At 63.6% G+C, this 22,421-nt stretch carries 21 protein-coding genes and 1 pseudogene; 6 read left to right on the top strand and 16 right to left on the bottom strand.

Going from position 1 to position 22,421, the window contains the following annotated elements:
- Positions 1-4 precede the first annotated feature (4 nt).
- Positions 5-349: an iron chaperone gene (locus ACLRGI_RS01160; protein ID WP_419199897.1), complete on the top strand. Its 345-nt coding sequence runs from the start codon at positions 5-7 to the stop codon at positions 347-349.
- Here the strand turns inward: ACLRGI_RS01160 and ACLRGI_RS01155 are convergent, their stop codons facing one another.
- The 12 genes from ACLRGI_RS01155 to ACLRGI_RS01100 form a co-directional block, all read right to left on the bottom strand.
- On the bottom strand, positions 350-1,153 hold the full coding sequence (locus tag ACLRGI_RS01155; RefSeq protein WP_419199896.1) for an IclR family transcriptional regulator domain-containing protein: 804 nt from the start codon (positions 1,151-1,153) through the stop codon (positions 350-352).
- A gap of 192 nt (positions 1,154-1,345) precedes the next feature.
- Complete coding sequence (locus ACLRGI_RS01150; protein ID WP_419199895.1) at positions 1,346-2,014, bottom strand: 3-oxoacid CoA-transferase subunit B; 669 nt, start codon at positions 2,012-2,014, stop codon at positions 1,346-1,348.
- Between the two features lie 2 nt (positions 2,015-2,016).
- Positions 2,017-2,703 (bottom strand): 3-oxoacid CoA-transferase subunit A, encoded by a 687-nt coding sequence (locus ACLRGI_RS01145; protein ID WP_178993081.1) that lies wholly within the window; start codon positions 2,701-2,703, stop codon positions 2,017-2,019.
- A 14-nt stretch (positions 2,704-2,717) separates the two neighbouring features.
- Entirely contained in the window at positions 2,718-3,935 is a 1,218-nt protein-coding gene (locus ACLRGI_RS01140) for a thiolase family protein (protein WP_419199894.1), read from the bottom strand.
- Positions 3,936-4,034: 99 nt separating this feature from the next.
- Positions 4,035-4,496 (bottom strand): 4-carboxymuconolactone decarboxylase, encoded by a 462-nt coding sequence (pcaC, locus tag ACLRGI_RS01135; RefSeq protein WP_419199893.1) that lies wholly within the window; start codon positions 4,494-4,496, stop codon positions 4,035-4,037.
- On the bottom strand, positions 4,493-5,296 hold the full coding sequence (locus tag ACLRGI_RS01130; RefSeq protein ID WP_419199892.1) for an alpha/beta fold hydrolase: 804 nt from the start codon (positions 5,294-5,296) through the stop codon (positions 4,493-4,495). Before ACLRGI_RS01130 ends, pcaC begins: the two co-directional genes overlap by 4 nt.
- Positions 5,289-6,710, bottom strand: coding sequence for a lyase family protein (locus ACLRGI_RS01125; protein ID WP_419199891.1), 1,422 nt, complete (start codon positions 6,708-6,710; stop codon positions 5,289-5,291). Before ACLRGI_RS01125 ends, ACLRGI_RS01130 begins: the two co-directional genes overlap by 8 nt.
- The gene (gene pcaG, locus ACLRGI_RS01120) at positions 6,707-7,321 is read right to left on the bottom strand and encodes a protocatechuate 3,4-dioxygenase subunit alpha (RefSeq protein ID WP_419199890.1); all 615 of its coding nucleotides are present in this window, start codon (positions 7,319-7,321) and stop codon (positions 6,707-6,709) included. Before pcaG ends, ACLRGI_RS01125 begins: the two co-directional genes overlap by 4 nt.
- A gap of 4 nt (positions 7,322-7,325) precedes the next feature.
- Positions 7,326-8,195, bottom strand: coding sequence for a protocatechuate 3,4-dioxygenase subunit beta (pcaH, locus tag ACLRGI_RS01115; protein ID WP_419199889.1), 870 nt, complete (start codon positions 8,193-8,195; stop codon positions 7,326-7,328).
- 50 nt (positions 8,196-8,245) lie between these two features.
- Positions 8,246-10,120: a bifunctional sugar phosphate isomerase/epimerase/4-hydroxyphenylpyruvate dioxygenase family protein gene (locus tag ACLRGI_RS01110; RefSeq protein ID WP_419199888.1), complete on the bottom strand. Its 1,875-nt coding sequence runs from the start codon at positions 10,118-10,120 to the stop codon at positions 8,246-8,248.
- Positions 10,120-11,025, bottom strand: coding sequence for a shikimate dehydrogenase (locus ACLRGI_RS01105; RefSeq protein WP_419199887.1), 906 nt, complete (start codon positions 11,023-11,025; stop codon positions 10,120-10,122). Before ACLRGI_RS01105 ends, ACLRGI_RS01110 begins: the two co-directional genes overlap by 1 nt.
- A 282-nt stretch (positions 11,026-11,307) precedes the next feature.
- Entirely contained in the window at positions 11,308-12,078 is a 771-nt protein-coding gene (locus tag ACLRGI_RS01100; RefSeq protein WP_419199886.1) for an IclR family transcriptional regulator, read from the bottom strand.
- Positions 12,079-12,283: 205 nt separating this feature from the next.
- Between ACLRGI_RS01100 and ACLRGI_RS01095 the strand changes: the two genes are divergently transcribed.
- The gene (locus tag ACLRGI_RS01095) at positions 12,284-13,621 is read left to right on the top strand and encodes an MFS transporter (RefSeq protein ID WP_419199885.1); all 1,338 of its coding nucleotides are present in this window, start codon (positions 12,284-12,286) and stop codon (positions 13,619-13,621) included.
- Between the two features lie 139 nt (positions 13,622-13,760).
- On the opposite strand, the gene ACLRGI_RS01090 is transcribed toward ACLRGI_RS01095, so the two are convergent.
- On the bottom strand, positions 13,761-16,481 hold the full coding sequence (locus ACLRGI_RS01090; protein ID WP_419199884.1) for an FG-GAP repeat domain-containing protein: 2,721 nt from the start codon (positions 16,479-16,481) through the stop codon (positions 13,761-13,763).
- A gap of 227 nt (positions 16,482-16,708) precedes the next feature.
- Here ACLRGI_RS01090 and ACLRGI_RS01085 point away from each other — a divergent pair, with 227 nt between their 5' ends.
- Entirely contained in the window at positions 16,709-16,945 is a 237-nt protein-coding gene (locus ACLRGI_RS01085) for a hypothetical protein (RefSeq protein ID WP_419199883.1), read from the top strand.
- Positions 16,946-16,968: 23 nt separating this feature from the next.
- Here the strand turns inward: ACLRGI_RS01085 and ACLRGI_RS01080 are convergent, their stop codons facing one another.
- Positions 16,969-17,256, bottom strand: coding sequence for a MoaD/ThiS family protein (locus ACLRGI_RS01080; protein WP_017197341.1), 288 nt, complete (start codon positions 17,254-17,256; stop codon positions 16,969-16,971).
- A gap of 7 nt (positions 17,257-17,263) precedes the next feature.
- The gene (locus ACLRGI_RS01075) at positions 17,264-18,412 is read right to left on the bottom strand and encodes a WD40/YVTN/BNR-like repeat-containing protein (RefSeq protein ID WP_419199882.1); all 1,149 of its coding nucleotides are present in this window, start codon (positions 18,410-18,412) and stop codon (positions 17,264-17,266) included.
- Between the two features lie 317 nt (positions 18,413-18,729).
- Here ACLRGI_RS01075 and ACLRGI_RS01070 point away from each other — a divergent pair, with 317 nt between their 5' ends.
- Positions 18,730-19,920 carry a GGDEF domain-containing protein gene (locus ACLRGI_RS01070; RefSeq protein WP_419199881.1) on the top strand — a complete coding sequence of 397 codons (1,191 nt, stop codon included), beginning with the start codon at positions 18,730-18,732 and terminating at the stop codon, positions 19,918-19,920.
- Between the two features lie 192 nt (positions 19,921-20,112).
- A complete protein-coding gene (locus ACLRGI_RS01065) occupies positions 20,113-20,892 on the top strand; it encodes an isocitrate lyase/PEP mutase family protein (protein ID WP_419199880.1) in 780 nt (259 codons plus the stop codon).
- Between the two features lie 77 nt (positions 20,893-20,969).
- On the opposite strand, the pseudogene ACLRGI_RS01060 reads toward ACLRGI_RS01065, so the two are convergent.
- Positions 20,970-21,894, bottom strand: a pseudogene (locus ACLRGI_RS01060) (LysR family transcriptional regulator).
- A gap of 181 nt (positions 21,895-22,075) precedes the next feature.
- On the opposite strand from ACLRGI_RS01060, the gene ACLRGI_RS01055 reads away from it, so the two are divergent.
- Positions 22,076-22,420 carry a CBU_0592 family membrane protein gene (locus ACLRGI_RS01055; protein ID WP_419199879.1) on the top strand — a complete coding sequence of 115 codons (345 nt, stop codon included), beginning with the start codon at positions 22,076-22,078 and terminating at the stop codon, positions 22,418-22,420.
- Position 22,421: the final 1 nt, after the last annotated feature.

The raw sequence follows: 22,421 nt of genomic DNA, 5'->3' as shown, positions 1-22,421 counted from the left end.
CCCTATGGGAACGGTCACCGAATATCTTGAGAGCGTCTCTGCTGGCAATCGCGTGATTCTTGAGCGGATTGTGGGGATCGCCCGCGAACTCGCGCCGGACGCCGAAGAAGGCGTCAGCTACGGAATGCCCGCGCTGCTGGTTGATGGCAAGGGCTTCCTGAGCGTGCAGGAAAGCAAGAAACACCTGGCCCTGTACCCGTTCAGCGGGCAGATCCTGCCGGAAATGTCCGAGGAGCTTGGGGGTTATTCGTGGTCTCCCGGGACGTTGCGCTTCTCCGCCGACAACCCGGTACCGGACTCGATGGTGCGGCGCATCCTCGAGACACGCTTGGCGTCGATCCGGAAGTAGTCAGTGCTTGGCGGAAACGTCTTGCGAGATGGCGTTGGCCGTGGCCACGACCTCCTGCCGGACGGCGTCGAGGTACTTCGCCGGGTTCGACTGGGCAGCGACAGCTTGGGCTTGCAGGGACACGTTGATCGCCGCCACGTTGTCGCCGTTGTTGTGGTTCCAGACCGGAGCTGCGATGGACATCAGCCCGATCTCTAGCTCCTGGTCCAGCAGGCACCAGCCCTGCGCACGGACCTGCTCGACGGCGGCCCTCAAGTCGGGCACGCTGGCGACGGTTCGCGGTGTGATCGGCCTGAGTTCCGCCGTCGAAAGGTAAGCCTCAAACTTGGCCTGCGGCAATCCGGCCAGCAGGACCCGCCCCATGGACGTGGCGTAGGCGGGGAATCGGGTGCCGACGGTGATGCCGACGTTCATGATCCGTCGCGTGGCGACGCGGGCAACGTAGAAGATGTCCGGACCGTCCAGGACCGCGGCGGACGTGGACTCCCCCAGCTTCAGGCTCAGCTGCTCCAAGTGCGGCTGGGCCAGTTGCGGCAAGGAAAGCGCGGACAAGTACGAGTATCCGAGCTGCAGCACCTTGGCCGTCAGCGCGAAGGTCTTGCCGTCAGTGCGGACGTATCCCAGCTCAACCAAGGTGTGCAGGAACCGCCGGGCAGTAGCGCGGGTCAGATCCGTGCGGGCCGCCACTTCGCTGAGGGTCATCACCGGGTTGTTCGCATCGAACGCCCGGATCACAGCCAATCCCCGGGCCAGCGACTGGACATATTGGTCGCTGGCCTGCGGGGTAACTGTGGAGTCGGTCATGGTTAACAATCCTAGATTGCCTTGCGGGGCGCGACTTGCGGGGCCTACTCTGCGCCCCAACCTCGGGGAATAAGGCGCAAAGCGGGCCCCACAACGGGAGGTGCCGAACTTGCGGGGCCTACTCTGCGGCCCAACCTCGGGAAATACCCCGCAAAGCGGGCCCCACAACGGGACCCGCGCGACTTGCGGGGCCTACTCTGCCTTCTTCAGGGGCAGGGGAACGAGGTCCTGGATTTCCTCGAAGGTGCAGCCGAACGTCTCGCGGACGGTGACGCCGTCGGGTCCTGTCAGGAAGACTGCTTTGTCCGTGTACACCCGGGTGACGCAGCCGACGCCGGTGAGCGGGTACGTGCACTGTTCCACGAGCTTGGACACGCCCTCGCGAGTCAACAACGTCATCATCACGAACACGTCCTTGGCGCCGGTGGCGAGATCCATGGCCCCACCCACTGCGGGGATCGCGTCCGGGGCGCCGGTGTGCCAGTTGGCGAGGTCACCCGTAGCGGAGACCTGGAAGGCGCCGAGCACGCAGATGTCCAGGTGCCCGCCGCGCATGATCGCGAACGAGTCGGCGTGGTGGAAGTACGAGGCCCCGGGCAGTTCGGTGACTGGGATTTTGCCGGCGTTGATCAGGTCGCCGTCGATCTCCTCGCCCTCGGCGGCGGGGCCCATGCCGAGCATCCCGTTTTCCGTGTGGAGGGTGATGTTCTGTTCTTCGGTGAGGTAATTGGACACCAGCGTTGGCTGGCCGATGCCCAGGTTCACGAAGGATCCGGGCACGATGTCCCTGGCCACCAGTTGCGCGAGTTCGTCGCGGCCCAGCGGCTTTTCGGAGGTTTGGATGCTGGTTTGGGTGCTCATGGTCAGGCCACCTTTTCTTTTGTTCCGGCAGAATCGACACGGACCACGCTGTTGACGTAAATCCCCGGGGTCACCACATTTTCCGGGTCCAAGGAACCGGTGGGCACGATCTCCGAGACCTGGACGATGGTGTGCTTCGCGGCAGCAGCCATGATGGGCCCGAAGTTCCGTGCGGTCTTGCGGTAGACGAGGTTGCCCTTGCCGTCGGCTTTGAGTGCCTTGATCAGCGCCACGTCGGCGTGGATGGGCGTTTCGAATACCTGCCATTTCCCGTCCAGCAACCGGGTTTCCTTGCCCTCAGCGAGCGTGGTGCCGTAACCGGTGGGCGTGAAGAAGCCGCCGATTCCGGCTCCGGCAGCGCGGATGCGTTCGGCCAGGTTGCCCTGCGGGACGAGCTCCAGCTCGATCTCACCGGCGTGGAACTTGGCGTCGAAGTGCCAGGAATCGGACTGCCGCGGGAAGGAGCAGATCATCTTGCGGACCCGGCCTTCCTTGATCAGCAGCGCGAGGCCCTGATCGCCCTGGCCGGCGTTGTTGTTCACCACTGTCAGGTCCTTCGCGCCGCAGTCCATGAGGGCGTCGATCAGTTCGAACGGTTGCCCGGCGTTGCCGAAACCGCCGATCATCACCGTGGAACCGTCCTTGATGCCGGCAACAGCTTCGCCAACAGTGTCAATGAAATTCAGCATGGTCTTTTACCCTTCTATGCCGACGCGCCGGCAGTGACGTTTTCGAGCACCACGGCCAGGCCTTGGCCCACCCCGATGCAGATCGCCGCGACACCCCAACGCTGACCGGAAGCCTGCAGGGAACGGGCGAGCGTGCCAAGGATGCGGGTACCGGAAGCGCCGAGTGGATGGCCCATCGCGATCGCGCCGCCGTGCTGGTTCACAATGGACGGGTCAATCCCCCAGGCGTCGACGCACGCCAGCGATTGCGCGGCAAACGCCTCGTTAAGTTCGACGGCGCCAACCTGGTCCCAGCCGATGCCCGCCTTCGCGAGGGCCTTGTTCGCGGCTTCCACCGGAGCGAAACCGAAGTACTGGGGATCGTTGCCGTGTGCACCACGGCCGGCGATGCGGGCCAAGGGTTCCAAGCCCAGGATCCCAGCGGCTTTCTCCGAGCCGATCCACGCAGCCGAAGCACCATCGGACAGCGGAGAGGCGTTACCGGCCGTGACCGTTCCGCCCACTTCGGCGCCCTCGGGCTCGTTGCGGAAGACGGTCTTCAACGTGGCGAGCTTCTCCGCGGAAGAACCAGCACGGATTCCCTCATCGCGGACCAGGCCAGTACCCGGAACGGGGGCCACCAGATTGTCGTAGAAGCCATCGTTCCACGCAGCATCAGCCAGGTTGTGCGAGTCAGCCGCGAACTGGTCCTGCCGTTCCCGCGTGATGCCGTACTTCTCGCGGAGACGTTCCGTGGCCTCACCCAAGGAGATGGTCCAGTCCTTGTTCATGGCCGGGTTCACCAAACGCCAACCGAGCGTGGTGGACGCGAGCGTCATGTCCCCGGCCGGGTAGGGCTTGGAGGTCTTCGGGAGCACCCAGGGCGCCCGGCTCATGGATTCGGCCCCGCCCACGAGCATCAGTTCGGCGTCGCCGGCGTTGATCTGGCGGGAAGCAATGATGGCCGCGTCCAAGGAGGAGCCGCACAAACGGTTGACCGTGGTGCCTGGAATGGAGACGGGCAAGCCAGCGAGCAGGGTGGCCATGCGCGCAACGTTGCGGTTTTCTTCGCCGGCACCGTTGGCGTTGCCGAACACCACCTCGTCGATCCGCTCAACATCCAGCCCCGGCGCCCGGCGAACGGACTCGCGAACAACGTGGGCGGCAAGGTCATCGGGACGGACGGCGGCAAGCCCGGAGCCGAACTTGCCAAAGGGCGTGCGCACGGCGTCGTACACAAAAGCCTGGTTCATGGGATTTCCTTCGTTCTCTCTACCCAACTAGCTAGCAGTAGTGGTTGTTCTCAGGGCTCAGAACCACCACTAATGCCAGTCAGTTGGGTGGGGTGGGGACTAGTTGGGTTCGTTGGCGGGGGAAGGGGAGTCGATCTCGGCGAAAACCTTCTGGGCCGTCTTGAAGGCCGAGTTGGCCGACGGCACACTGCAATAGATAGCCGTCTGCAGCAGGATTTCCTTGATCTCGTCCCTGCTCAGTCCGTTGTTGAGGGCTGCCCTGATGTGCATGGCCAGCTCCTCCCAGTGACCATGTGCCACCAGTGCCGTGAGCGTGACGGCGGAGCGCATTTGCCGGCTCAGGCCGGGCCGCGTCCAAATGCCACCCCAGGCGATCCTGGTGATCATGTCCTGGTAATCCTCGGTAAAGGAATCCTTGGCGGCGTTGGCTCGGTCCACGTGCGCATCGCCCAGCACTTCGCGGCGAACTACCATGCCGGCGTCGTAAATGTCCTGCGCGGTGGCATCCGGCTGGACTGCCCCATTCCGTACGGCGTCATGCTGCTCAGAAAAAGTGCTCACAGTCCGTTCTCCTTCATCAACGTGCGCATCAAGTCAGCCACAGCGGCCGGTGCCTCTGCGGGCGCGAGGTGGGCGACGCCGTCGAGCGCTACAACCTCAGCGGCACCGCCTCCAGCGGTGATACCGGCCGCAACAGCTTCAGCCATCGACGGCGGAGCAACGGAATCCTCGACGCCGGCGATCACCTGCGTGGGGACAGTGATGCTGCCGAGCTGCTCGCGGACATCGAACGCCGCGAGGGCTTCGCAGCAGAAGGCGTAACCGAAGCGGTCGGCGTCGCGGAGGGCATGCAGGAGCCTGCTGCTGATGTCCGGTTGCCGGTCCATGAAACCGGGGCCGAACCAGCGCCCGGCCGAGCCTTGGATCATCACGGGAGTACCCAGCTTTCGGACCGTTTCGGCACGCTCCAGCCAGCCTTCCGGCGTGCCGAGATTGGCACCGCTGCACTGGACGGACAGGCTACGAAGGCGGTGTCCGTGCTTGATACCGAGCTGCAGCCCGGTAGCCCCACCGAGTGAGACGCCCGCGTAGTGGAACTTTCCGCCCGGCGAAACAGAGTCGACAAGATCCACGACGGCGTCCGCCAGTTCCGCGACGTCGAAACCTTCCGTGACCGTCGGGGAGATGCCGTGGCCGGGGAGGTCCCAGCCGATGACGTCATAGTCATCGCCCAGGAGTGCCGCGGTTTCGGTCCAGAGAATAGTGGAGGTTCCCAGCGACGGACCCACCACCAGGAGCGGTTTGGTTCCGAGCTCGCGCTGCGGGGAGAGCAGCACGGCCTTGACGGTTGGCTTAGCCACGAGTGGCTCCCTTCTGTACGGTTCCTGCGTAGTCCGGATAGGCCGCGAGGATTCGGCGGCTGATCTCTTGGGCCTCGCCGAGGTAGCTTGCGGGGTCCAGGAGCGCCCTAAGCTCAGTGTCGGAGAGCTTGTCCGCCGGAACGGTTTCCCGCAGGAGCTTGGTGTAGATACGTGACTGCTCCGCGGCGGGCGCTTTGAGGGTCTCGTCGACGACGCCCTGCAGCTTCTGCTTTCCATCCTCACCGAGGAGAGGTGCGACGGCGGCCACCGCACCTTCGCTGAGCAGCAGCGGCCCCGAGATTTCCAAATTCCGGCGCATGGCATCGGGGAAGACGCGGAGGCCTTCGGCGAGTTCGCGGAGGAGTCCGGCTGCGCCGAGGGCCAGGGCCAACAGCTGCCGGAGGGCAGGCCATTCAGAGTGCCAAGCGCCGTCGGCTCGCTCATCATTGAAGGTGGCGGCGGCGAGGTGCAGTTGCGAGGCCAGACCCGGGGCCTGCAACGCAGCACTGCGGATCAGCACGGACAGTACGGGGTTCTGTTTCTGCGGCATGGCCGAGGAAACTCCACGTCCGGCGGCCAACGGTTCGCCGAGTTCGGCAACTTCCGGGCGGCTCAGGAACAACAAATCCGCGGCGATCTTGCCGAAGGAGTCGATGAGTGCCGCCAACGCATCGCCCAAGGCCGTAACAGCCAGGCGGTTGCTGTGCCAAGGAGCGGGAGCGGGCGCGAGGCCAAGTTTTGCGGCCAAGGAATCCGCAAGACCAAACGGTGTGGAGCCGGAGCCCGCGGTCAGTTTTGTCCCCGAAGCCAACGTTCCACCCGCTCCGCCGAACTGAACCGGCAGCTCCAGCGACTCCAATCGAGCGGCCGCAGCGGCGACACCCTGGAACCACTGCGCCGCCCTGAGCCCGAACGTGTACGGAAGTGCGTGCTGCGTCAGGCTCCTGCCAACGCACAGCGTCTCCGCATGCTCCCCCGCCAAGGTGGCGAGCGCCGTCGTCGTGCCCTTAACCTCTGTCAGCAACGAAGAAATGGTGCGGCTGGCGAGAAGCATGAGGGCGGAGTCGAGGACGTCCTGGCTGGTCAGCGAGGTGTGGACAGCTTTAGCCGCGCCGACGCCGGAGGTGTCCAAGGACTTGACCCGGGCACGGAGGTCACCGAGCAACGGAATGACCGGGTTACCGCCGCCTTGGGCGCGTTCCGCTACGGAAACGACGTCATAGGAAGCGGCATCGGCGGCTTCGGCCACTACAGCGGCGGATCCCGCAGGAACCAGTCCCTCATCCTCGAGGACGGCAGCCCAGGAGGCTTCGACGTGGAGGATTGCCGCGATCACGGCACGGTCGCCGGTCAGGGCGGCGACAGCGGACGACGCCGAGACGGGGCTGAGGAGGCCGAAGTCGCCGTAGGTCATGCCTGGTTTTCCCTTGCAGAATGGTCCGCGTTGACACTTGTTTCCAGCGAGCCATCCTGCTGGAAGTCCAGGAACACAGTCTCGTCGCCACCCTGCAGGCGGATGTCCCAGGTGAGGCCGCCGTCGGGATCACGGCGTGCGATCAGCGTCTTGCGGCGCTCAGGATCCAGGGAGCTGAGCAGGGGATCGTTGGCCAGCGCTTCCTCGTTTTCGGGGAGGTAGACGCGGGTGAAGAGGCGGTTCATGAGGCCGCGGGCAAACACGGCCACGGAGATGAACGCCGCTGCCCCGGGAGCCGTGGGACCGGGGTTGACCGTGGTGAAGGTGTACACGCCGGAGTTGCCCACAGAGCCGCGGCCCCAGCCGGTGAAGGTGTAGCCGTCGCGGACCAGGGAGCCGGTGCGCTGGACGATTCTGCCGTCGGAGTCGGGCTGCCAGATCTCCAGGATGGCGTCGGGGATGGTGTTGCCGGCGCCGTCGTACACGGTGCCCTGGAGGCGGATGCTGCCGGGGCTGCCGGGGGCCAAGAGTTCGTTGTCCTTGGTGAAGGGAAGTGCGTAGCCGTAGAAGGGGCCTACGGTTTGGCCCGGTGTGGGTGCCAGCTTGCTCATGCGCTTACTCCTCGTCCCCGGCGTCGCCGTATGCTTCGTTTTCGGTCCAGGTCCGCTTGGAACCGGTCAGGATGATGTCCCACTTGTAGCCGAGCGCCCATTCGGGGCTGGTGAGCTCGTGGTCGTACTGTGCCACGAGGCGGTCGCGGGCGTCCTGGTCCACGATCGACTGGTAGATGGGGTCCAGCGGGAAGAGCTGGTCACCCGGGAAGTACATTTGGGTGACGATGCGCTGCGTGAACTCCGAGCCGAACATGGAGAAGTGGATGTGCGCCGGACGCCAGGCGTTCAGGTGGTTCTTCCACGGGTAGGCGCCGGGTTTGATGGTGGTGAAGCTGTAGGAACCGCCGTCACCGGTGATGCAACGGCCGACGCCGGTGAAATTCGGGTCCAACGGGGCGGGGTGCTGGTCGCGCTTGTGGATGTAGCGGCCCGATGCGTTGGCTTGCCAGATTTCGACGAGCTGGCCGGCTACCGGGCGGCCGTCGCCATCAAGGACCCGGCCGGCAACGATGATGCGCTCACCCTGTGGTTCGCCGTTGTGCTGGATGGTGAGGTCGGACTCCAGTGCGTGGACGTCCTGGTGTCCGAAGGCGGGCGAGTAGAGCTCGATGGTTTCCGGGTCCGCGTGGTGCAGGCTCTTGGTGGGGTGGCGCAGGATGCTGCTGCGGTACGGCGCGTAGTCCAGGCGCGGCATGGTCTCCGGACCCTTGCCGTTCTTCAGGGCCTCGGCGTAACGGTCCCCGATGCCCTTGATCTCAGCACTGAGATCCGCCTGGGTTTCCACCTTTTTGGCTTGATGTGCGGCGTGTGGTTCAGCGGGCGGCACGAGTTCCTCGGATTCGAGCGCCTGTGCTGTCTGTTCGTGTGGCACGGCCGGCTCCTTTCGGTTGATGGGTTCTCTTTGGTTTGCGGGGCGGCGTCTTAAACGCGGTGGAGCGAGTCGTATTGGACGGCGTGGCGCACCGGAGCGTTGGGCGCCCCATAGCCGTCGTAGTTGCCCCGGCGTTCCACCATTTCGAAGAACACACTGCCCACGGTGGCGGTGTAGAAGTGGAGGAATTCGCCGTTGGCGTCCCGGTCGTACAGGAGGTTCAGTTCCTTGAGGGTGGCCAGGAAACCGGGTTCCAGATCGAACCGGGCGTCCAGGTCCTCGTAATAGTTGGCCGGAATCTGCAGGAACTCGAGGCCCCTTTGATGGGCGGCCCGGGCGGTAGCCACGAGGTCGTCCACGGCAAAGGCGATGTGTTCCTGATACGTTTTGCGCGCTGTTTCCTGGGCTTGCTGAGCAGGTGCCAGGTTCAGGACCAGCCTGACCGCGCCATTGCTGGTCTCCATGACCTGCGAGCGGACCAGGCCGCTGGGGCTCGGGACCTCGGCGAACGGCTGCGGCTCCAGAGCGAGGGCACTGGTGTAGAAGAGGACAGCTTCATCGAAGTGCTGCCATGGCTGAGCCAGGTTGACGTGGTCAATCACGGCGTTCCGCTGGGCCGGGGAGGGTTCCGAGCCTTCGCCGAACTCGTGCGTCCAGGCCGCGGTGCCGTCGGGGCTGCCTTGGCACAGGAAGATCTCAGTGGAGTCCGGGGCGGAGATGCCCTGGAAGACTTCCTCATCCGCCTGGACCTTCCGGGCCACCACGGGTGCCCTGAGTTGCTGGGCGCGGGCCGAGGCAATCACGGGCGAGTCGACGTCGAATCCCAACGCGGCGATGGCCGGTTCCGCATGCGATGCCGCTTGCTCGTTGATGATCACGCGGGCCTGGCCCATGGTCCAGAGCTGGACGTCCTTGGTGCGGTGCCGGCCCTCGAACCCGAAGCCGAGCTGGCCCAGGAGCTTCTCCAGTTGCGCGGTGTCATCCGCCTTGACCTCGGCGAAGTTGAAGCCCGCGGGTTCGTTCACCTTGGGCAGCGTGGCCAGTTCCATGGGATAACGACGGCGGACTGCGGCTGATGCTTCGGTTCCAGCTTCGGCGGAGGTGCTGGCCAGCCATGTGGCGCTCTGCTCCTCCAGCCAAATCAGGGAGCGCATGGCATCAATGGCCGTGCGCTCGGTGTCCGACTGGCGGAAGACGTCATTGAAGACTTCGAGGGAGACCGGACCTGTGTAGCCGGCACGGACCACGTGGCCCATGAACTTGTGGAGCTCGAACTGTCCCTCGCCCGGGAACACGCGGTAGTGGCGGCTCCAGGAGAGGACGTCCATGGAGAGTTTGGGGGCGTCGGCAACTTGGACGAAGAAGATCTTCTCCGCGTTGATGTCCTCGATCGGCGCGGTGTCCCAATCGCGGGACAGGATGTGGAACGAGTCCAGGCAGGTCCCCAGGTTCGGGTGGTCCACGGCCTCGACCAGGCGGTAAGCGTGCTCGTAGTCATTGACGTATTTGCCCCAGGCCAGTGCTTCGTAGGCCACTTTGACGCCGTGGTCTCCGGCAAGCTTCGCCAGTTCGGCCAGCTGCGCGGCCCTTAGGTCGTCATCATCAATGGTGGCCGTGGCAACGTTGGAGCAGACCAGTATGGTGTCCATGCCGAGTCGTTCCATCAGGTTGAACTTGGCCTCGGCCCGCTTGAGATTGGCCTTCAGCAGCTCCGGAGTGACGCCGTCGAAATCACGGAACGGTTGGTAGAGATCAAGGCCCAAGCCGAGATCAGCGGCCATCTTGCGGACTTCCTCGGGGCTGAGCGGCGACGTGACGAGGTCCTGTTCAAAGATCTCGATGCCGTCAAAACCCGCGATGGCGCAGGCCTGCATCTTCTCCTTCAGCGTGCCGGACAGGCAGACCGTGGCAATTCCGGTGCGCATCAGTGGCCCGCCTTCGCAAGCTCGGGGGCCGCTGCATCCTCAGCCGCGATCAGCTCGAGAAAATGTGCCCGCATCCGTTCACGATCAGCTTCGTGTCCTGTGATGAGTTTGAAAGCGTCGGCCGCCTGCCCGACCGCCATGCGACCGCCGTCGAGGACGTCGCAGCCCTTGGCACGCGCTTGGCGGACCAGCTGCGTTTCGATGGGCCTGTACACGATGTCCGCTACCCAGTGCCGTGGCTCCAGCAACTCGATATCCAGCGGAAGGCCAGGGTGGGCCGCCATGCCGATTGGCGTGCAGTGCACCAGGCCGTCCGCGAGCGGCAGGATTTCGTGGAGTTCGACGGTACTCCGCGGCGTGACGGTGGCTTCCGGGAACAGCCCGCCGAGTTCGGCAGCGCGTTCCGCAGCCCGGGCAGGATCCATGTCCACGAGGTCCAGCATGCTGACGCCCGCCTTGAGGAGTGCGTAGGCGACGGCGGAACCGGCACCACCGGCCCCGAGCTGCACCACACGATCCAACTTCGCTCCGGGGAGTCCGTCGGCGAGCGCCGACCCGAAACCCGAGAAGTCTGTGTTGTGGCCGATGAACCGACCATCCTGAATCAGGACCGTATTGACGGCACCCAAGCGAGCGGCGTCGTCGGAAATTTCATCAAGGTGCTCCAGCACCAGCTGCTTGCACGGATGCGTGATGTTGAGGCCGTTGAAGCCCATGCGCTGCGCTGATGTGAGGAGATCCCCGACGGCGGCGGCCGGCAAGGCGAGTTCCAGGAGGTCCAGGGGGCGGTACAGCAAGCGAACGCCCTGCACGTCGGCTTCGTGTTCGTGCATGGGCGGCGTGAGCGAGGGCTTGACGCCTTCGCCTATGAGGCCCACCAGAACGGACTCGGCTCGGTTGCTCATCCTAAAGCTCCTTTGACTTCAGCACCGCGGGCGTTTGGCGCTCTTTGAGGGCGCCGCCTGACCGGGTGTTGTTTAGATTACTACATATGTTCATATTCCGCACGCACGTTCTTATCGCGAACAATTGAGCTAGGGCGATGCGTTGCGGGGCCTACTCTGCGTCGCATTCCGGGAGTTTGCCGCGCATAGCGGGCCTCACAACGGAGGTGGTCGAGGTTGCTGGGCCTACTCTGCGTCGCATTCCGGGAGTTTGCCGCGCATAGCGGGCCTCACAACGGGGAGTCATCGCTGGGGCAGGCGGGCCGAAAGCTCTGCGGCGGCCTCCTGCAGGGTGGGGACATGGGCGATGAGCTCCGCCATGCTCATGCGGAACACCGGCACTGCCGTGGCGACGGAAGCGAAGGCGTGCCCTTGCGAGTTGAGGACCGGGACAGCAACAGCCCGCATCCCGATCTCGTTTTCTTCGTCCATCACGGCATAACCCTGGCGGCGCACCTGCTCGATTTCCGCCCGGAACGCGTCCCGGTCCGTAATGGAACGCTCGGTCAGCGGCTCCAGGGGGAGCTCCTCAAGAAGGCGCTTCCGCTCAATCTCGTCCTCGAACGCGACGATGGCTTTGCCTACGGAGGTGGTGTGCAGGGCGCCCAGGTGACCGGGGTCGCTGGTGACGCGGAAGGTCTTTGGGCCGTCCACCTTATTCACGGTGAGGTGATGATTTCCGTCGCGCACAGACAGGATGGTGGCCTCATGCGTACTCTCGGTGACGCGCTGGAGAACCGGCAGGGCGGTGGCGGCGAAGCCATGATGGTTGGAAACACGCTGTCCGAGTTGGAAGACGCGCAACCCCAAGTGGTAGCGGCGCCCATCGGGCTCATAGTCAACAAATCCGTCGCGCGTCAGGGAGCCCAGCAGCCTGTACGTGGTGCTGAAGGGGAGGTTCGCACTCCTCGCCAGATCGGCCGCACTCGCGCCGCGGGGTTCATTGCCCAGCAGAACCAACAGGCTCAAGGCCTTGCCGACCATGTCGGTCTTTGTGTCTTCTTTCACACTCATAGTTTGATGCTCTCACATAGTGAGAGCTATTTCTAGATGGTGGTGACTTCTCTTGACAAGTGACCCCACTCACAGCCAGTATTGCTGTATTGCACAAGTAGCTCTCACCATGTGGTTACTTGTCTGGGATCGACCGGCCGCACCTCGCTTGGGTCTCCCCACAGAAGCCAGATCCGCGACATCGTCGTCACAGAAGGAACTACCCATGAGCCAAACAATGCCGTCAGCGACGCCAGGCACTGAAACCACCGCCGGAACCCCCAAGAAAGCAGCGCTTGCCAGCTTCCTTGGCAGCGCCGTCGAGTACTACGACTTCTTCATCTTCGGCTCTGCCGCGGCCCTGATCTTCCCCCACGTTTTCTTCCCCTCCGCCGATGCCAACGCGGCCATCATGTCCTTCGCGACCTTTGGTTTCGCTTACATCGCACGTCCCGTGGGCGCCGTGATCCTGGGTCACTTCGGCGACCGAATTGGCCGGCAGAAGGTCCTGATGTTCACGCTGGTCCTCATGGGAGCCGCCACGTTCGTGATCGGCTGCCTTCCCGACTTCAAAACCATTGGCTGGTGGGCGCCCATCCTGCTGGTAGTTGCCCGTCTTTGCCAGGGTCTTTCTGCGGCCGGCGAGCAGGCCGGCGCTTCCTCCATGACCCTTGAGCACGCCCCGGACAACCGCCGTTCCTTCTTCACCTCCTGGACCCTTACCGGCACCCAAGGCGGCCAGATCCTCGCTGCATTGGTGTTCATCCCCGTGGTCGCCCTGCCCGACGACATCAAATACGGCATCGGCTGGCGCATTCCGTTCTGGCTCAGCGCAGTGGTGGTGTTGGTAGCCTTCTTCATCCGCCGCACCCTCCACGAGCCGCCAGCCTTCGCCGAAGCCAAAAAGAACAATGAAATCTCCAAGCTCCCCGTCGCCGATCTCTTGAGGCTGCACTGGCGCGATGTCCTCCGCGTCGTCTGCTGCGCCTTCATCGCCGCAGTCAGCACGGTCTTTGGAACCCTGGCCATCAAGTACGCCCAGGATGTTGCCGGAGTCAACAGCACCATCACACTCTGGCTGGTGGTTGCGGCCAACGTTGTGGCCTTGGGAACCCAGCCGCTGTTCGGCATGCTCTCGGACAAGATCGGCCGCAAGCCCGTGTTCATCTACGGAGCCTTCTCCAGCGCCATCATGACCCCTGTGTTCCTGCTGACCCTCGAAGGTGGCAACGTGCCGCTGATGTTCCTGGTCTCCATAGTGTTCTTCTCCTTCGGCTACGCCTCCGCCAACGCCGTATGGCCGTCCTTCTACGGTGAAATGTTCAGCACCAAGGTCCGCTTCTCCGGCTTGGCAATCGGCACCCAGCTGGGCTTCCTCATGGCGGGCTTCGCACCGGCCATCGTCACGGCCTTGGGTGGCACCAAGCCCGGCGGATGGGTGCAGATTTCAATCTTCACCGCGGTGATCTGCGTGATCGCAGCAGTTTCTGCCATGACCGCCCGCGAATCAGCCAAGACTCCCACCAGCGAACTCGGCCTGCACAAGCCAGCCCAGCACGCCTAAGCCCGACGCTCCTGCCCAGTTGCCTGGCCTGGAGCGCCGAAATGCCCGGCACGTCACCTGACATGCCGGGCATTTCGCTGCTCTCGCGCAGAGCCAGGGGGAGGCAACCGGGGAGGAACGTCGCTACCTCCGACATGTCCTACCGCGGGTCCACCACCACGGTTTGGAAAGCCCCCCGGCCATTGCCTGTATAGAGGAACAGGGTCCCGTCACCCGCCACGCCCACCACGGAAGGGTTGCCCGTTCCCGTAAAGCCGTTTCCAAGGGCAGCGAAGGACGTAAATATGTTCCAGCCGGCCCCCATGGCCACCCTGCTCAAGAAGCCGCCGCTGCCGTTGCCCGGGTAGAGCCACAGTGCGCCGTCGGTTCCGCGGGCCATGATGTCTTCCCTGCCATCGCCGTTAAAGTCGCCGCCCTGCATCACGGAATTGAAGATGTTCCAGCCGGTACCGATCTGCCGCCATGGCTGGAAGCCGCCAGTGCCGTTGCCGGGGTACAGCCACAAGCTCCCATCAGCTGCCCGTGCCACCAGGTCTGCCTTGCCGTCGCCGGAGAAGTCACCCGGTGCGAGCAGTTGAGTAAATCCTTGCCAACCCAAGCCGATCTGCTTGCGGGCCAGGAATTGGCCACGCCCGTCCGTGGGATACAGCCACAGAACCCCGTCGGAGGTCCGCGCCACAAGATCCGGGTGCCCATCGCCGTCGAAATCGCCGGCACTGAGAACCGAATTGAACGCTGCCCAGCCCGAGCCCACCTGCACCCGCGGAAGGAAAGCGCCGGAACCATTGCCGGGATAGAGCCACAGGATGCCGTCGGTGCCGCGCGCGAGGATGTCCGCCACAGCATCGCCGTCGAAGTCTCCCGCTTCCCACACCTGGCTGAACTGGTTCCATCCGGCGCCAATGGCCAGGCGATCAGCGAAGCCCGAGCCGCTGCCCGGGTAGAGGCGCATGGTTCCCGCCGCCGTCGCCGTCAGGACGTCCGACTTCGTATCCCCAGTGAAGTCTTGCCCGCTGACGATGTCACCCACGGCGTTCCATCCGGTTCCCACGACAACGCGTGGCGCGAAACCACCCCAGCCATTGCCTGGATAGAGGTAGAGGGTGCCGTCGCTCACCCTTGCAAGCAGCCCGGCTCCAGCGCCGCTGAAGGAACCGTCGGAGGTGATGCTGGTGAAGCCGTTCCAGCCCGAACCGACCTGCGACCATGTGCGGAAACCCCCTTGGCCATCGCTTGGGTAGAGCCACAGGCTGCCATCCGGTTTGGTGGCCATGACGTCGGGCCTGGCATCGCCGTCGAAATCTCCCATGCCAATGAGGTTCGAGAAGCCCTGCCATCCGGAACCCACCTGCCTTTTGGCGAGGAAGCCGCCGTTTCCATCCCCGGGATACAGCCAAAGCACGCCGTCGCTGGTGCGCGCCAGGATGTCGCCTCGACCATCGCCGTCGAAGTCCGCGATCCCGGTGATGGCGTCGAAGATGTTCCACCCCGAGCCGATCTTTCGGGGATTATCAAGCCTGTTGCCGGGCAGGCCTGCGTAGAACATCAGGGAACCGTCAGCCTCGCGGGAGAAGGCATCGGCGAGCCTGTCGCCGTCGAAGTCGCCCGCCGAGAAGCGGACCTTTGCCGTGAGTTTGGGATCGGCAAAGATAGTGACCGACGCCGATGTGGTGGACACCGAATTGATAGTCACCTGCGTGCCGGTATAGGTGGTGAAAGTGCTGCCGGCCTGCCATGCGTGGTTGCTGGCGTACCACGGTTCCGGGAACGGCTTGGTGGACGGCATGAGGATCAGGGACGATGCGATGGTGGCTCCACCACGCTGAACGATTTTGACGCCCCGGTTTCCGGCTGGCCCGCCCGAGTCGTCAAGGTAGCTGTCATAGCCGGCGGCCTGCCTCAGCTCCAGGTAATAGACCTCTTTACTGATGGGATCGGTGAACTTGATGGCACGTTGGGCTTCGGTGCCGCCCCAGGGTTTGAGCGTGTACGTCTTGGCGCCGGTTGCGACGCCCACGTCACGAATCTCATCACCGCGGCCCAACCCCGCGTAATCCCACAGCGAGCTGCTGATCACGGGAGATTGGAATTGGGCTGCGCCCATGATGTCCGTGGTGTCGCCGTACTCCCGGATGTAGCAGGAAGGATCCGTGAAACGCCCGTTGCCGTCAACGCCGACGTCGGACGCTCCACTGCCACATTGCAACGCGTCCGCATGCATGAGGCCAATGACATGCCCGAACTCGTGGCTCATCACGTTGTTCGTGAACCCGCTGAGCTGTGGCAGGAGGACTCGTCCACTGTAACTTCCACTGCTGTATCCGGCTCCGAGTGCGTTTCCGGACAGGGTGGATGTCGGAATGAAAATTACCAGCGCCGTGTAAGGGCTTGCCGTCCAATTCAGCTCACTGGTGATGATGGACATGATGGTGCTGTAGCTATCCGTTGACTTGGCCCTGGATTGGTGCCCGGCCACCTTGGTATTTACCGTCATGGACAGTTTGTTGGCCGTCATCGCTTTCCAGTAATTGCTCGATGCAGCAACAGCCTGTTCCGCGCCCGTCATGGACACCGTGTTGGTGTTGTCCGCCAGCTTGGCCGTGACCAACCTGACGCGGATGTCGCCGCTGGGTCCCACAGCTGCCGGGCCGGTGTCGGGAGAGGTGTTAAACGGCGTGGCGAGCTCGGGGGGATTCTCGAACGTATGCTCCGAGTGCGGCGTCCCCTCGACGAACTGGACATTTGGGTTATCCGGCCCGGGCAACGGCACGGCCGTCGCGGGGGTCTGTACAAAAAACAGGCCGGTAGCAAATACCACCAAGCCTGTGGACAACGCGATTGTTCGCCGTAACGCACCCATTCGATCTCCCCGGGGACGGAGCCTGCGGTTGCTGTGAGACTCAACAACCGAGATCAGGCTACAACCGGGTAGGCAGCGAGCCCGGCAGGCGGGGCTGCCGAGGCGGAAACCCAACCAACCCGGAATGCTAACGGGACCCTAACCAGGCCGAAATACCGTGGCAACATTGCCGCGCCACACTGGAATAGCCGGCAAGTGCAGGCACCAGCTCCAGCCAGGAGGAAACCATGCTGAAGGAAGCCACCACTCACACAACACGAATACGCACGATCAGCCAGCTCCACCGCGGGGACGAGATCGAAGCCCGCCTGTCCGTCGGGCCCGCTTACGACGACGTAGTGATCCGCCGCGGACGCGTCCAGGAAACAGCCCCCGGAATCGGCGTGGTGTGGATCATGGACCACGCCTCCGGTATGCGCAAAGCCATCAATACCGACGAATGCAGTGTTTGGCGCGTCGCCTGATCCGGCTTGACCCCAAACCGCTCTCAGCCGCCAGCCACGGACTGGATGATCAAAACCTCCTGGCCGGCCGCAACTTCCGTATCAAGACCTTTCACACGCCGGATCTCATCACCGTTCACGTAAATATTCACGTAGCGGCGCAGGGCCCCGGTTTCATCACGCAAACGCCTGGCGAGCACCGGATAATCTCCGGTCACGGAGTCCAGCAACTGTCCAACGGTCACAGCCCCGTCGGCGGACGCAGTCAGGTAGGACTGTCCGCCGACGAGGGGCTGGAGGACACCTGGTAACAGGACCGTGAAGTCAGCCACGACCGGCCTACCCTTGCGTCGTGGCGCTGGCTTTTTGTGCCAACTCGCCGCGGTCATCAACCACGACGGCGGCCCTTACGCACAGCACGTCCGGCAAGTGTGATGCCACTTCCGTGAAGGTCTCACCCTCATTAGCGCTGGCATACACGGCGCCCCCGCGCGTTCCGAAGTACACACCGGCGGGTTCGGCTGCGTCGACACACGCGGCGTCCCGGAGCACGGCGTTATATTCGTGATCCGGGAGACCCGTGTGCAGTTCCGTCCACGTTCCGCCGGCGTTGTCCGTGCGGTGGACACTGAGCTTGCTGTCCGGGGGGATGCGTTCACCGTCAGCCTTCAACGGGATCACCCATGCCGTGCCCTCCCGGCGCGGATGAGTCAGCATGACGAAACCAAAGTCAGCCGGCAAGCCGTCCGCGATTGAGTTCCAGTTCTCGCCGGCATCGTCCGTGCGGTACACGCCGTGATGGTTTTGCGCGTACAAACGATTCTCCACGGCGGCATCGGCCGCGATCTTGTGGACGCACTGGCCGAACTCGGGATTCGGATCCGGCATGAAGTAGGCCGAGATGCCTTTGTTGCGGGGCTCCCAGGAGGCACCGCCGTCGAGGGATCTGTAAACACCGCCCGTGCTCATGGCGATGTGGACTTTCTCCCCGGACGAGTCCACCACAATCGAGTGCGCCGCCGCTCCACCGTAGCCGGCGCCCCACTCGCTGCGGTGGGGGTGGTCCCAGAGTCCCCGGTTCAGCTCAAAGTGCTCACCGCCGTCGGTTGATTTCCATACTGAAATCGGCTCGCAACCCGCCCAGACGACGCCCGGGCGGGAATCGGCGTCGGGGTATATCTGCCAGACGCGCTCCAAGGCGGCGTCAGTACCGTCGGGGAACTTGATGGCACCTTGCTCGGGCTCGGTCCAAGTGGCGCCAAGGTCGTCGGAGTGGGCCACAGTGGGACCCCAATGCTCGGATCTCACGCCCACCATGATCCGTGTTTTGCCGTCCCGCGTGTCTATCCCGATGCTGGGGATTTCACTCATCAGGAAGTGCGGGCCGGAGAGGGACCATTCTTTGCGGTCCGGGCTGCTTGCAAGCCACAGGCCCTTCTTTGTCCCGATCGCGATGACGTAACTCTCTGCGGTAGCCATGGTCCCCATCGAACCACCAGGCCGTGTGGGTGGCAACGATTTTTTGTGCCTATGTGGATAGCCCAGATTCAGCGCAAGAATGATCCTTACGGATACAGTGCGGCCAAACTCCAGATCGTGACGCGAAAATCGAAAAAACTTTTCGCGTCGATGTGGCGACCGTGGTCCACTGGCCGGAGAAAACGTGCTTGACTGTGGTTTTGCGGTCAAAAGGCGGTCAGAGGACCGTGCAACTTATTGGGGGATTACATGTTTTGCGAGGTCAAAGAGCCATGAGGCCAACAAAGGGAGATTCCGTGGTGGTCGGCCGGTAGCGGGTCCGAGCCATGATTGCAGTCACTTTGCAAGAGGGAGCCATAGTCCTGGACCCGTTCTCCGTAAGGATGGTCACCGGGGTGGTCACCCTAACCCTGATACTCCTCTCCTGCGTCTCCTCCCGACGCCTCCGGTCTCCGTTCACCGGTTGGTGGCGGCTGGCCCTGTGCCTCTTCTTTGCCGGAAATTGTGCCTTCCTGCTGAACGAAACCTCTTTTCTGGCGTGGGTCAATCCGATCGGCAAGGCACTGGTGGTGGCCGGAGCATTCAGAGTATGGGCAGGAGCACGAACACTTCGAGGCCTGGACGTCCGCGCTTGGCAGTTGGCGCCGGCACCGCTGATCACCGGCCTTGCATCTGTGGCGGACAATGCGGAATCCGGCCTGTGGTCCGGCGGCTTGGCTTATCTGGGCATCACTGCGGCGGGCCTTGCCATGGCTGCTGGAGAACTGTGGTTCGCAAAAACGATGCAGAACCGGGTAACGAAGTTTCTGGCCCTCATCGCCGCCCTTACGTCCCTGTATTACCTGGGCCGGGCAATCGCGCTTGCGCTGGAAGGATCGGACGGGACTTCATTTCGGACATTATTCGGCTATGCCCCCGCAGCCCTGATCCACGTCCTTTTCCTGGTGGCGCTGTCCTTCACCATGAACGCACTCAGCAATAGCCACCTGATCACAAAATTGAGGGAGCGCGCCGAACGGGATCATCTGACCGGGCTGCTTAACAGGGGTGCCTTCCTGGGCCTCGCGGCAAAGGAACTTGCAGGGCCGGCCTCCCGGCAGGGTGCGGCCTTGATCCTGGCCGACCTCGACTATTTCAAAGCCGTCAATGATGAACACGGACATGCAGCCGGTGACGCTGCGCTACGTGCCTTTGCCACGGCCTGCACCGCCTCGGTCAGGTCAACCGACCTTGTGGCGCGTTACGGCGGAGAAGAATTCATCATCTTCCTACCGGGAGCGACGCAACAGCGGGCCGAAGCCATCGCCGCCGGGATCAGCCACCGTATGGCCGCCATGGCAGATCCGGATGGTTTGCCCTATCCAACGGTCAGCTACGGAGTCACGTCCACCGGGGCGGAGGCTGCCGACCTGAATTTCATGATCAATGTGGCAGACGCCGCGCTTTACAGCGCCAAAGCCCAGGGACGTAACCGGGTTGTGGGCGCAGCCGCCGTGGAAATTCCGCTGCGGCCGTAGTACACGGACATACGACGCATTGTGTCGGGCATGGGCACCCTGCTCCAGGACCGGGAGTTGTCGCTCGAAAGTCACGCGTCAAGGGTGGGGCGTTCCGTGTCCGCGAGCCCTTGGTATCGCGTTGTGTGGCGTTATGCCTAGGCTGTGGGTGGCAAGTGAGAGCATGACGGACAACGATGACGGAGAACAACGATGACTGAAGCAAACACCACTGCACGTGCGCAACAGCTGAAGGCCCTGCATGAAGCACCGGAGATCCTCAGTGTGGTTAATGTGTGGGATGCCATTAGTGCCCGCACGGTGGCAGAACTTCCTGAAACCAAGGCAATCGCCACTGCCGGGCATTCCATTGCCGCAGCCTTTGGCTATGCCGACGGAACCATGCCGTTGGACGTTGCGCTGGATGGGGTCAAGCGAATCGTCGACGCGGTGGACCACCCGGTCACTGCGGACCTGGACGATGGCTACGAAAACCCGGCAGAGACCATCCGCAGGGCAATCGGGATCGGCGTGGTCGGGGCAAATGTTGAAGACCGCTTGCGGCCCTTCGACGAGGCCGTTGCCCGCGTGCAGGCGATCATTTCGGCCGCCACGGACGAAGGCGTCGCGTTCCAGCTCAACGCCCGCACTGACGCTATTGCCCGCGGTGGGGACCGTCCCGTCAAGGAGAGCATCGAGGATGCCATCGCCAGGGGACGTGCTTTCCTCGACGCCGGTGCTTCGCTGGTGTTCGTCCCGGGCGCCATGACGCGTGAAGTAATCGAGCCGCTGGTTGAGGGCCTTGGTCACGGAAAGCTCTCCGTGATCGGCGCACCAGGCGCCCTCCCGGCGGCCGAGCTTCAGGAACTTGGTGTGGCCCGTGTTTCCTATGGCCCCTTCACCCAGCGGGTGGCTTTGCGTGCCCTCCGGGATCTTGCCTCGGGCCTTTACGGCTCAGGCGTAGTCCCCACTGACACTCCGGCCCTGAACTAGCTGACGCCAGCCCCGGTGCACTCTGCCTTGCCTGTCCCTTCTGCGTAGTCGGGGCAGGTCAGGCTAGTGGGGACAGGTCAGGCCCCCGAGCGGGTATCGAATGCAGCCGCCGATTCCCGGAGAAGGCGGGCCACCGTGTCCACGGGCAGGCTCGCGGCCTTTCTCCGGTCGAACCGCCGCAAGGCGATGTGTCGGGTCCCCAAACCGGGAACATCCAGGATGTCCACTTGGTCATGGACGACGCCTGTCAGTGCCAGCGTGGGCACAATCGCAACCCCCTCACCAGCAGCGACGAGGGCAAGCGCGGTAAGAGTGTCGTGATACTGATGAATAGTCTCAATCCGGGCACCCGTCGAGTGACGGAGGCGCCCAAGTACTGCCGTGTTGGCCGCTGATGGCTCGACTCCCAGCCACGGCAAGTGCAAGCGGCTCAGGTCAATGTTGTCTGTGCCGAGCAGGCTTCCAGCCGGCACCACCAGCTTCCACGGCTCGTCGAGCAGGGGCTCCTGGACCATCCCGGCCGCCATCGGTTGCTGCTCTGCCGCCGAGGAATCCTGCTCGATGACCACAGCATCGAGCTGGCGCTGACGAAGCAGCCGCATCAGCGCGGGAAAGCTGTCTTCAACGATCTGAATCTGCAACTGGGGATATTGGCTACGCCAGTCGGGAAGGCGGGGGATCACCACCGTGCGCATGAAGCTGGTGAATCCGCCAACCCGTACGACTCCCGCGATATTCACCTCGCTTTGCATCCGTGCCCTGGCCACGTTGAGTGCCCGTTCTATCTCTTCCCCTGCCTCTGCCATGGCCAGGCCGGCTGGTGTGAGTACTGAACCTTTGGGGGTGCGGAGGAGCAGCGCCTGCCCTGCCTCGTTCTCGAGTTTGCTGAGTTGCTGCGACACCGCAGAGGGCGTGATCCGCAGTTCATCAGCTGCCGCCAGGACGCCTCCTGTGCGGGCAACCGCGAGGGAGTACCAGCAGCCGGCGCGGGTCCATATCGATGTTAAGCGCTCCTAAACATGGGCTTCAGAATAATGCAATTGAACTAAATGACTTCCTCACTCAATATTGACTCAAAAGCACGATTCAGTCGCACAATACCGACCATCGAATCAAGCCCCATCCCGGATCGAACGCCGACACTTGGCGTCATCCGGAGTGCCCAAATCCTGAAAGGACTCCCATGGAACTGCTGTTCGAAATCACCGGCTGGGTGGGCGCGGTGGCGATGCTCGGCGGCTACATGGCGGTGTCCATGGGTTGGTTGCAGGCGGGCAGCACCTTCCAGACCGTGAACCTCTTTGGTTCGTGCGCCTTCATCGTCAATGGCACGCTCCACGGAGCCTGGCCCTCGGTAGTGACGAATGTGGCGTGGTTCCTGATCTCAGGCGTGGCCCTTCTCCGGATGAGGGCCAAGCAGGAGCCTGCGCAGGCGACGTCCCAAACCCAGGAAAGTCCCTCATTGGGCCCGGACACTGCTGCCCAGGTCATCGTCACGGCCACCCGACCAGCCGCCGGCTGCGCTTAGA

Origin of the sequence: Paenarthrobacter sp. PPS72, assembly GCF_048537125.1 — a bacterium.
GTDB lineage: Bacteria > Actinomycetota > Actinomycetes > Actinomycetales > Micrococcaceae > Arthrobacter > Arthrobacter nitroguajacolicus_E.
The sequence above is the reverse complement of the archived record's forward strand: the minus strand, read 5'-3'. Positions and strand labels throughout refer to the sequence as shown.

Excerpts from the sequence above, each read along its gene's own strand:
- ACLRGI_RS01160 (WP_419199897.1), top strand. The coding sequence starts at position 5 with ATGGGAACGGTCACCGAATATCTTGAGAGCGTCTCTGCTGGCAATCGC.
- ACLRGI_RS01155 (WP_419199896.1), bottom strand. The coding sequence starts at position 1,153 with ATGACCGACTCCACAGTTACCCCGCAGGCCAGCGACCAATATGTCCAG.
- ACLRGI_RS01150 (WP_419199895.1), bottom strand. The coding sequence starts at position 2,014 with ATGAGCACCCAAACCAGCATCCAAACCTCCGAAAAGCCGCTGGGCCGC.
- ACLRGI_RS01145 (WP_178993081.1), bottom strand. The coding sequence starts at position 2,703 with ATGCTGAATTTCATTGACACTGTTGGCGAAGCTGTTGCCGGCATCAAG.
- ACLRGI_RS01140 (WP_419199894.1), bottom strand. The coding sequence starts at position 3,935 with ATGAACCAGGCTTTTGTGTACGACGCCGTGCGCACGCCCTTTGGCAAG.
- ACLRGI_RS01125 (WP_419199891.1), bottom strand. The coding sequence starts at position 6,710 with ATGACCTACGGCGACTTCGGCCTCCTCAGCCCCGTCTCGGCGTCGTCC.
- pcaG (WP_419199890.1), bottom strand. The coding sequence starts at position 7,321 with ATGAGCAAGCTGGCACCCACACCGGGCCAAACCGTAGGCCCCTTCTAC.
- ACLRGI_RS01110 (WP_419199888.1), bottom strand. The coding sequence starts at position 10,120 with ATGCGCACCGGAATTGCCACGGTCTGCCTGTCCGGCACGCTGAAGGAG.
- ACLRGI_RS01105 (WP_419199887.1), bottom strand. The coding sequence starts at position 11,025 with ATGAGCAACCGAGCCGAGTCCGTTCTGGTGGGCCTCATAGGCGAAGGC.
- ACLRGI_RS01100 (WP_419199886.1), bottom strand. The coding sequence starts at position 12,078 with ATGAGTGTGAAAGAAGACACAAAGACCGACATGGTCGGCAAGGCCTTG.
- ACLRGI_RS01095 (WP_419199885.1), top strand. The coding sequence starts at position 12,284 with ATGAGCCAAACAATGCCGTCAGCGACGCCAGGCACTGAAACCACCGCC.
- ACLRGI_RS01090 (WP_419199884.1), bottom strand. The coding sequence starts at position 16,481 with ATGGGTGCGTTACGGCGAACAATCGCGTTGTCCACAGGCTTGGTGGTA.
- ACLRGI_RS01085 (WP_419199883.1), top strand. The coding sequence starts at position 16,709 with ATGCTGAAGGAAGCCACCACTCACACAACACGAATACGCACGATCAGC.
- ACLRGI_RS01075 (WP_419199882.1), bottom strand. The coding sequence starts at position 18,412 with ATGGGGACCATGGCTACCGCAGAGAGTTACGTCATCGCGATCGGGACA.
- ACLRGI_RS01070 (WP_419199881.1), top strand. The coding sequence starts at position 18,730 with ATGATTGCAGTCACTTTGCAAGAGGGAGCCATAGTCCTGGACCCGTTC.
- ACLRGI_RS01065 (WP_419199880.1), top strand. The coding sequence starts at position 20,113 with ATGACTGAAGCAAACACCACTGCACGTGCGCAACAGCTGAAGGCCCTG.
- ACLRGI_RS01055 (WP_419199879.1), top strand. The coding sequence starts at position 22,076 with ATGGAACTGCTGTTCGAAATCACCGGCTGGGTGGGCGCGGTGGCGATG.